This window comes from Pantoea sp. (assembly GCF_032114055.1).
In the GTDB taxonomy this organism is placed as follows: Bacteria; Pseudomonadota; Gammaproteobacteria; order Enterobacterales; family Enterobacteriaceae; genus Pantoea.
In genome coordinates, this window is the sequence record NZ_DAMCTB010000014.1 from 91,489 (window position 1) to 102,537 (window position 11,049).

Consider the following 11,049-nt stretch of genomic DNA (forward strand, 5'->3'; position numbering starts at 1 on the left):
GGTGTTCAATCTTATGCTCTGAGCGCAGCGATAACTATCACGGCCAGCGTTTTCAGGCTTTCAGGGCATACAAAAGCGACTCAGCGATTTTATTCCCTGTAAAACAACTATTAATCAATAAATTAATCGACTCGTGGCGGCAGGTTCAGCCCAGACATTCAGTTTGCTGCTTCATCTTTTTTGCCCGTTTTCATGATGTTTTCTTCCCGCCATCCGCAGCTTAAGAAACCGCCTGAAAAATAGTTGTCCCCCTTGTTTTTCCTCCCGCCAGAGCGATAATTCGCCAAAAGTTACACCCGGTTACATTCAGTGAAATGGAATTTTCATGAAAAGGACTTTTTTACGGCGCAGACAGTCGTCACAACGTCTGCCCGGCATAATAGCAGGTGCGATATCCTGCGCTGTATTGCCGCTGATGGCCGCGCCATCCGTTGACCTCCCCCATGAAGAAGGCCAGACGATTGATAGCCGCGAGCAACTGCGTCAGCAGATGCGCGAACGCGTACTGCAACAGCAGAATGCGCCGCAGGTGGATGAACATCTTTCGCGTCCGGATCGTCCTCTGCCGGGTTATCCGGCCAGTGAACATCCCTGCTTTACCATTAATCAGATCGCCCTGACGGGCGAAGCCGCCAGCCGTTTTCAGTGGGCGCCTGATGCTGCTGCCGACGCTAAAGGCCGCTGCCTGGGCGGACAGGGCATCATGCTGGTCATCAACAAAGTGCAGAATGCGATTCTTGCTAAAGGCTATGTCACGACCCGTGTGATGGCGCAGGAGCAGGATCTGACCAAAGGGACGTTAACGCTGACGCTGCAGCCTGGCCGTATCGGTCAGATTCGCTTTGATGAGTCTGTTTCCTGGCGCGGGCGGCTCTGGAATGCTGTTCCGGCAGCATCAGGCGATATCCTGAATCTGCGGGATATCGAACAGGGTCTGGAGAACCTGAAGCGTATGCCGAGTGCTAATGCCGACATTAAAATCGTGCCGGGTAAGCAGGAAGCCACCAGTGATCTGCTGGTCAACTGGCAGGAAGGGAGACCGGTGCGACTCAGTCTGGGGCTGGATGACAGCGGATCCCGAAGCACCGGACGATACCTCGGTTCCGCCACACTGGCCGTGGATGCGCCCTTTGCGCAGAACGATCTGTTTTACGCCAACCTCGGCAAAAATCTGTTTGAGCATGGCCCGTTCGGCAACCACTCACATACCCTTAATTACTTTTTCCCAATTGGGTACTGGGCCGTCTCGGCTAACTACAACGACTACACCTATCACCAGAACATCCCGAATGCCAGTGAGGTGCTGCGCTATAGCGGCAAGAGCGATAATGTCCAGTTCACGGTCTCCCGGTTGCTCTACCGGGATCAGCGGAATAAAACCACGCTGAATCTGCGTGGTTATCGCAAACACGCCACTAATGCCGTCAACGATATCGACATAGAGCAGCAAAAGCGGCGCACCGCGGGCTGGGAACTGGGCCTGAATCAGCACACCTATCTGGGAAGCCGCACGCTGGACGCGAATATCGCCTGGCGGCGCAGCACCGGGGCGTTTAATGCGCTTCCTGCGCCGGAAGAAGCACGTCATCAGGGCAGTGCGCGTACCGGCATACTCCTTGGCGACCTTAGCCTCAACCACCCTTTCGCCATCGGCGCACAGCCCTGGCGGATCTACAGCAGCGTGCGGGGACAATGGAGCCCGAATGCCCTGACGCCGCAGGCGCGTATGGCGATTGCCGGACGTTATACGGTTCGGGGCTTCGACGGAGAACAGATGCTGTCAGGCGAAAAAGGTCTGCTGTGGCGTAACGAAATCGGCTGGGATCTTTTCTCTCGCGGGCATGAGCTCTATCTGGCGGCTGATTATGGTCGGGTGAACGGACCCTCGACACGTAACCTGGTCGGTCATCAGCTGGCTGGCGGTGCCATCGGCGTACGCGGCGCGCTCTGGAGCCGCTTCAGCTACGACCTGTTTGCGGGCGTGCCGTTCTGTAAACCTGCAGATTTTCATACCTCGGGGGCGACAGCTGGTTTCAGCATTAACCTGGAAATCTGACCACTGCACTGAACCCCTGACTTTCACACGGATGTGACTCATGAATAAACATTGCTATCGCATTATCTTCAGCCGCACCCACGGGGAGCTTCGGGTGGTGTCGGAACTTGCCCGCAGTTGCAGCACAGAACCCGGCCAGCGCCAGGGTATCGGCACGCCGCGTCTCTGGGTCATTTTACGCCGCACGGCGTGGCTGCTGGGGCTGGCGCTGTTTGCCGGGCCAGCAGTCGCGAACGGCATTGTGGCGGACAACAGTGCGAGGCCAGATCAGCGGCCGGAAGTCATCGCCACCCAAAACGGCCTACCACAGGTCAATATCACCGCGCCCAATCAGGCGGGTATCTCGCATAACCAGTATCAGCAGTTCGACGTCGCACAGCAGGGGGCCATCCTGAATAACGCCGCAGTGATGACCTCCACGCAACTGGCCGGCATGATTCAGGGCAACCCAAATCTCAGACCTGATGCTGCACCGGCGCGGGTGATCCTCAACGAAGTAAACAGTAACACTCCCAGCCAGCTGCGCGGTTATATGGAAGTGGCGGGCGGACGGGCACAGGTGATTGTCGCCAACCCGGCGGGAATCGTCTGCAACGGCTGCGGCACCATCAATGCCGGGCGGATGACGCTGACCACGGGTAAACCGCAGCTCAACGCCGACGGCAGCCTGGCGGGCTATCAGGTTGAACGCGGCGTGGTGCGCATTGAAGGTGGCGGACTCAACGGCGATCCCCGCCATGATACGGAGTATGTTGACGTACTGGCCCGCGCGGTGGAGATCAATGCGGGCGTCTGGGCCAGAAATGCGCTGGCGGTGGTGGCTGGTCGCAATCGCGTAAGCGCAGATGCGCAGGCGGTCACACCGCTGGCTGACGATGGCCTCGCCAGACCTGAACTGGCGATCGACATGGGCCAGATGGGCGGCATGTACAGCGGCCAGATCCGTATGATTGGCACCGAAGCAGGCGTCGGCGTGCGGAATCAGAACGCCCAGGTTCAGGCGGGCAAAACGCTGGTGGTAAGCAGCGAAGGTAAACTCGTCTGGCACTCGGCGGCACGGGATGGCGTCACCCAGGCCGGAGGCGACATCAGTCTGGCGGCCAGAGACGATATTGATTATCAGGGCAAACTCCACAGTGGCGGTCAGCTGAGGGTTCAGAGTCGCCAGGGCGGAATTACCCAGTCCGGCACCTTAGCGGCGGCGGGTGAGGTGCGACTCACGGCGGCCCACTCTATTCAGAGCAGTGGACATCTGCTGGCAGGCAGCGACGTCAGCAGCCAGATTGTGCAGGAAGCCAGTCTGCAACTGGAGAGTCAGGATGCCATTCGTGCCAGCGGCAGCCTGTTGAGTAAAAAAGAGGTCAGCGCGCGCGGACGTCGGGTCGATCTCAGTGGCGCGCAGGTCGCCGCCAGCCGCGCCCGCCTGACGGCTCAGAAGGACGGGGTGGCTGTGCGTCAGGCCGTCATTAACAGCGATGAACTGGTGATAAACACGTCAGGTGATATTGAGGCGCAGCATGCGCAGATCAGCGCCGGACGCTGGCAGATCGATGGACACAGCCTGTTCAGCCAGCAGGCGGGATGGTCGCAGACCGGACGTGGCGAAAGCCACTTTACGCTGAGTGGCGGGCTGGACAACAGCGACGGCTCGATTGAGAGCCAGCAGCTCAGTTTCCGGGCCGCCTCACTGAACAACCAGCGTGGCCGCCTGGTTGCGCTGGATAACGCGGCGCAGCACTGGCGGATTGATGGACTGCTCGACAACACCTCGGGTGAACTGGGCAGTCACAGCGATCTGACGCTTGAGACAGGCAGCCTGAATAACCAGGGCGGCAGCGTCAAAACCCAGGCATCGCTGGCTATCTACGCCCGCGATGCGGTTAATAACCGTCAGGGCAATCTGCTGGCCGGTGAGGCGCTGACGCTCAGCGCAGGCGGCGCTCTGGATAATCACACTGGCACCCTGAACGGCAGCCAGCTATCACTGAACGCACAGCATCTGAATAATGCGCAGGGCGAGATCATCAGCCAGCGCGATCTCGGCCTGACAGCAGGCGAACTGGATAATCAGCAGGGTCTTATCGGCGCAGTCGGCGCACTGACGATTCACACCGGCAAATGGAATAACCATAGCGGCACAGCTCAGGGTGAAACGCGGTTCACCGCGCAAGCCAGCAGCCTTAATAACGACGACGGCAAACTGCTATCCGGCCAGCTGTTAAACCTCGATATCAGTGGCCATAGCAGCAACCGCGCAGGTGAAATCAGCGGCACCGCACTGAGGATAAACAGCAGCGCCTTCGACAATATACAGGGCAAACTGATGGCCCTGCACGATCTGAGCCTGACCACCTCAGAGGGCCTGAACAACTGCGGCGGCTGGATAGAAGCCCGTCATTTTCTCTCGCTCAACAGCGGCGGGTTCTGGCAGAACCTCAACGGGACGGCGCAGGGCGGTGAGCGGGTCACGGCAACGACAGATCGGCTCAATAATGCCAGCGGACGGTTACAGTCCGGTGGTGATCTCTCTCTGACCAGCCGCGGCGATATCCTTAATCAGGGCGGCAAACTCACGGCGCAGAACGCTCTGACGATCCACGGTACGGAATCGACGTTACTTGCTAACGATGGCGGGTCACTGCAAAGCGGTGGCGATCTGCTTCTGCAGGGCGGAGCGCTGACCAATCGCCAGTCAGGGAAGATTTTCAGCCAGCAGGCGCTGACGCTGAACCTCTCGGGCGACTGGAATAATCAGGGCGGCAGCCTGACGGGCAACGGCCGCACGCAAGCCAGCGCCGCAAGCCTGTTTAACAGCCAGGGCACGATAAACGGGCTGGACACACTGGCTATGCAGATTACTGGTCGTCTGGATAACAGCAGTGGCCATATCTTCAGCCGGTTAAGCCAGACCCTTAAGGCACAGGAGATTGGCAACACCCAGGGATGGATGGGCAGCCAGGGGAGCTGGAGTGCCGCGAGTGCCGGTTTCGATAACACTGGCGGCAGCGTGCAGAGTCAGCAGCAGGCAGAACTCTCGGCAAACTGGCTCAGTAACGCCAGCGGCGTATTGCAGTCGGCAGCCGGGCTGGTGTTACGCGTTGCGCAGGATATCAACAACCTGGCCGGTAAAGTCTCTGCTCAGCAGCAGCTGACGGTCCAGGGGCAAACCAGCGGCAGCCGCACCGGCAACATCAACAATGCGGGTGGCCAGTGGCTGGCGGGTGAGGCGCTGACCATCGCGGCTACGCGTCTCGATAACACCCAGGGCGGGCTGCTCTACAGTCAGCGGCTGTTACGGCTGAACCTGGCCGTAGATCTGGATAACCGGGCCGGTAAAGTGCAGAGCGGCGAGGCGTTCCAGCTGGATGCGCAGACGCTGAACAACGCAGGCGGCAATATCGATAGCCAGCAACAGCTTTCACTCCAGCTGTCAGGAGAGATTAATAACAGCAGCGGCGCGGTGCGCAGCAACGGTGAACAGCAGATCAGTGCCGCGACGATTGATAACCGTCAGGGTGTCTTCAGCAGTCGTGAGGCGATTAATCTGACTACCGGGCAACTGGAAAACGCCAGCGGTACGCTGATCAGCCAGGGCGCAGGGCATTATCACCTCAATGTGCTTAACAACCCGCAGGGCAAAGTCCATAGCGGCGCGGCGCTGACCCTTGATGCCGCACAGCTGAGTAATCAGGGCGGGCAGCTGGTCGCCACCCAGGATTTAGTACTGAACGCGACGGCGATCGATAACAGCGCGCAGGGGGTGATGAGCAGCCAGGCGGGGCTCTCACTGCATGCCGACCGTCTGAGTAACCGCGATGGCGGCCTGTTACTCGGCACTACCTATACCGACATTACTGCCCGCGACATTGATAACCGCAGCGGACGACTGCAGAGCGCCGGAACACTCCTGCTGCGGGGTGTAGCGCGGCTGGATAACCGGCAGGGGCGGATGCTGGCGAATGACGATCTCACCCTTAACGCCGATCTCCCGGCCACCGATTCCCCGCTTGCCCTGCTGAATCAGGGTGGACGGCTGGAGAGTGCGGGTGCATTAAACATCCATGCCCGCTCTTTCGATAATCAGGGTGGCACGCTGCTGGGCTTGCAGGCTCTGACGCTGACCGCGCAACAGGACTATACCCGTCAGGCGGGCGAAACGGTCAGCAGTAACGGCACGGTGACGCTCTCTCTCGGCGGGGCGTTTACTAACCTGGTGGACTGGCTGCTGCCGGGCAATCTGATGCTGAATGCCACGGCTATCACCAACCCCGCGCTGCTGGTGGGCAAAACCGTTCAGCTTACTACCGACGCGCTGCTGAACAGCGGGCGGCTTGAAGCCGACGCCCTGACGCTGAATGTCGACTCACTGGATAACAGTGCCACATTGATGGGAGATGAAATCACCGTGCGTGGCCGGGTGATCGACAACCATGGACAGCCTGCAGTCATTGCAGCCGTTCAGCGTCTGACGCTGCAGGCCCGCGAGCGGTTGAGCAACAAAGAGGGTGCGCTGCTCTACAGCGCTGATCGCCTGTCGCTGCACAGCGAGGACCTGATAGAGAACCGGGCGAGTTTTATTGAAGCCGATGGTGATATGACGCTGGAGGCGGGGCGGCTGGATAACCTGCGCGAAGGACTGGTGATCGAGCGTGAGGCGGAAACCAGCAACTACAAGTGGCATCGATATAACTACTACTGGCGGTCTTACGGCGGAGAGACCAATACGGATCTCAGCACCATGGCGTCAACGACTCAGCAGCTGACCTTTCAGAATGAGGCAGCGGCACAGAGTAATCCTTACGGCACACTGCTGGCGATTGACGCCGCAGGCAAACGCGCCCAGGTCCGTGTCATGAACAATCGGGGCGTGTTGACCGATTTGTGGGTTAACTATCTGGCGCTCAACCCCAATAGCGACGGCACCTATGCCATGACGTTCTATGAAACTCGCGGGTTGCGGCAAAAGAACGTCCCAACCCCTTACCAGAACACGGTATGGCGCGAAGCAAACAGTGGACGTCTTGAGCAGTGGGATCCTGAAAAGCATATCGACATCGACAATGCGGCATCCGTTACGGATTACAACAACTTCCGTGAGCGTAGCGTAACCGGCACGGTGACGCGTGATCGGCTGGTCAGCGAAGGTATCGGCGCGCGCATTCTGGCGGGCGGCAATATGCTCCTGCGCATCACCGGCGCGTTACTCAATGACGCCAGCGTGATCACGGCCAATGGCAATCTGACCGTGGATGGCAGTGGCAGTGTGGATAACCGGGGCTACTCGGTCAATGAGCGCCGCCAGGAAATGATTGTCGACCATTATGACCAGAATACCCATCACTGGTATCCGACCTTCAGTTCCGACCAGACCACTGCCCTGGCGACCGTTGATGGCATTATCACCGGCAACGGCAACGTCAGGATTAGCGGGACCCGCATCAGTAACACCACCGTTAATCCGGCGCAGATCAGCCAGCTTGAAGCGGCTCTGAAGGCGGTGGACGCCGAGCGTGCTGAGTATCAGCGTAACCCGCTGGCTTTTACCGTAGATGGCGTTGCCCGCCATGATAGCGACACCGAACTTACGCCGGGTGAACACAGCCCCACATCGCCATCGGGTCGTCCGCTGTTACCGGCTGAACTGGCGCTGACGGCGCTGCAACAGCTGGAGAAAGTTGCCACAACCCTTCCCGATAACGGCCTGTTCAGCCAGCATACCGCGGCGGGCAGCTCATTCCTGGTGGTCACTGACGAGCGCTTTACCAGCCGTAATAAATTTATCAGCAGCGACTATCTGCTTGAACGGGTGGGCTATGACCCGTCTCAGGTGCATAAACGACTGGGCGATGGCTTTTATGAGCAGCGGCTGGTGCGCGAGCAGGTCCTGAAACTGACCGGAAGAACCTCTGTTAACGGCTGGGATGCGATGGCGCAGTATCAGGCGCTGATGAACAACGGCTCAAAAGTGGCACAGGATTTCCATCTGGTGCCGGGCGTGGCGCTGACGCCGCAACAGATTGCAGCGCTGCAACAGGATATCGTCTGGCTGGTCAGCGAAACCGTTGATTCGGCAGAGGGTCCGCAGACGGTGTGGGTGCCAAAAGTCTATCTGGCACCAGCCACGCTGCGCCTGACCGGCGCGGGCGCGCTGATTGGCGGTGGTAATCTGCAGCTCTCAGCGGGCAGCGTCACCAACGCCGGTAATCTCTTTGCGGATAAGGCATTGTCAGTCGACAGTAGTCAGTTCCTGCATCAGGGCGGCGATATCAAAGCGGGCAGCATTGATGTGAAAGCGGAGACGCTGACGATCAGTACCGATCTGCAGAATGCCCTGCGGCAGGCGACGATGAGCGCGGATGATATCAGCCTCAGCGGCACCGATATCCGGCTACAGGGTGCGAAGCTGAGCGCCCTCAATAACCTCAGTCTGAGTGCCCGCAATAACCTTGAGATCGGTGCCGCGAAAAGCAGCCACCGCGGCAGCCTGAGCGTGATATCCGGTGCGATGGGTAACCGCAACAGCCGCGGCATGGAAGAGGCAGGTAAGCGCATGGCGCAGATCAGCGGCGAGTGGCAGCAGGCGCAGGGCAGTGAGCTTAACGCTGGTGGCAACCTCCTGCTCCGGGCCGGGCGTGACCTGACGCTGACTGGCAGCCAGGCCAGCGCCTCCGGCACGGCCCGGGTACAGGCTGGCGGCGACATTCGCATCGGCGCGGAAACCACCACCAATACCACTCATCTCAACGCGAACAGCCGAACCTCGTCGGTCAGCAACGATCGTCAGGAAGAACGTCTGCTGCTCAGCACACTGAAGGGCGATCAGGGCGTGGCGCTGGTCGCAGGCAGCAACCTGCTGGCCGAAGGCGCGCAGGTTGATAGTGCTAAGGGCAGCATCGGCGTCAGCGGCCAGAACGTTATCATCAAAGATGCACGCGCCAGTGTAGTCGATCATGACAGCGAGGATAAGCGAACAGGTGGCACCCGCAGCCATCGTGAAGAGGAAAGCGCACGTGAGAGCAGCACCGGCAGTACCTTCAGTGGGCAGCAGGGCGTAACGGTAATCGGGCGGGAAGGTGATGTCACGATGACCGGCAGCACGCTCCATAGCGGACAGGGTGCTGTTGCAGTGCAGGCGAAACAGGACGTGGTGCTGAACAGCGCCACCGAACGAGAGTCGTTCTACAGCGAAGAACGTTCGGAGAACAAGAATCTGCTGAACAAAAGCAGCGGCCACAGCGTAACGCAGGACGTTACCACCCGTGAGAATGGCAGCCTGCTGAGTGGCGAAAGCGTCACGGTCATTGCCGGACGTGATCTGACGGTGACAGGATCAGCGGTGGCCGCCGATCAGGACGTTAATCTGCATGCCGGGCGCGACGTGGAGATTGGCGCAGCCACCGAGACCGACAGCCACTATCAGCTGGAAGAAAAGAAAAAGAGCGGCCTGCTGGGCAGCGGCGGCATCGGCTTCACCATCGGCAAACAGTCGACCCGTCATGAAATCGATGAGAAGGGCACCACCCAGAGCCAGAGCGTCAGCACCGTCGGCAGCAGCCAGGGCAGCGTCAATGTTACTGCGGGCAACCGGCTGCACGTCGGCGGCGCGGATCTGGTGGCGGGTCAGGATCTGAACCTGACGGGCGACAGCGTGAGCATCGACCCGGGATTTGACCAGCGGACCCGCACCGAGAAGACAGAGTCGAAACAGAGCGGACTGACGCTGGCACTGTCGGGTGCGGCGGGCAGCGCACTCAACACGGCGGTCAGCAATGCGCAGCAGGCCAGGAAGGCGGGTGACGGGCGGGTCAGCGCGCTGCAGAACACCCAGGCGGCGCTGAACGGGGTGCAGGCGGCGCAGGCAGCTGAGCAGGACAGCCTGCAGAACGGCGGAGAGGGCGGAACCAACTCCATCGGCGTCAGCGCCTCGTACGGCAGCCAGTCGTCGAAAAGCGAAACGCGTACTGAAAGCAGTCAGTCGCAGGGCAGCACACTGACGGCGGGCCGGAACCTGAACGTCACGGCGACCGACAAAAACGGCACGGCGCAGAGCGGCGACATCAGCATCACAGGCAGCCAGCTGAAAGCGGCGGGCGATATGAGCCTGGATGCATCGCGGGACATCCTGCTGCAGTCGGCGCAGAACACGCAGAGCACTGACAGTAAGAACAGCAGTAAGGGCGGCAGCGTCGGTATCGGTATTGGCGTCGGGTCAGGCGGCTACGGCATCACGGTGTCGGCGAGCGTGAACGCGGCGAAGGGGAGTGAAAAAGGCAACGGAGTGACGCACAGCGAGACCACGCTCGACGCGGGCAGCCAGCTCAGCCTGACCAGCGGGCGCGACACGACGCTCACGGGCGCGCAGGCGAGCGGTGAGAGCGTGAAGGTGGCCGCGGGCCGCAACCTGACGCTGACCTCAGAGCAGGACAGCGACCGCTACGACAGTAAGCAGCAGAGCGCCAGTGCGGGCGGCAGCTTCACGTTCGGCTCGATGACCGGGTCGGCGAACGTGAACGTGAGCCGGGACAAAATGCACAGCAACTGGCAGAGCGTGGCCGAGCAGACCGGGATATTTGCGGGCAGGGGTGGCTTTGACGTGACCGTGGGCGAGCACACGCAGCTTAACGGCGCGGTTATCAGTTCCACTGCCACCGCCGATAAAAACCGGCTCGACACCGGCACGCTGGGCTTCGGCGACATAGAGAACCACGCGGAATATGAGGTGGAGCATCAGAGCGCAGGCATGAGTACCGGCGGCGGCATCGGGGGAGACTTCGGCGGGAACATGGCGAATGGGATGCTTGCGGGGCTGAGCGGCTCGGACAGCGCGGACAGCACCACGAAGTCGGCGGTAAGCGACGGCACGATAACAATTCGCGACCCGCTGAAGCAGACGCAGGACGTGGCGGACCTCAGCCGGGACGTGGCAAACGCGAACCCGGGGCTGGACGTTATTTTTGACAAGGAGAAGGAGCAGAGCCGGCTGAAGGCGGCGC

At 60.3% G+C, this 11,049-nt stretch carries 2 protein-coding genes; both read left to right on the plus strand.

The features are described from left to right. The first annotated feature begins 325 nt into the window (after positions 1-325). Entirely contained in the window at positions 326-2,056 is a 1,731-nt protein-coding gene (locus RT657_RS18240) for a ShlB/FhaC/HecB family hemolysin secretion/activation protein (protein WP_409521017.1), read from the plus strand. 40 nt (positions 2,057-2,096) lie between these two features. Beyond that, positions 2,097-11,049 (plus strand): hemagglutinin repeat-containing protein (locus tag RT657_RS18245; RefSeq protein WP_313656143.1); only part of this gene is annotated, 8,953 nt, incomplete at its 3' end.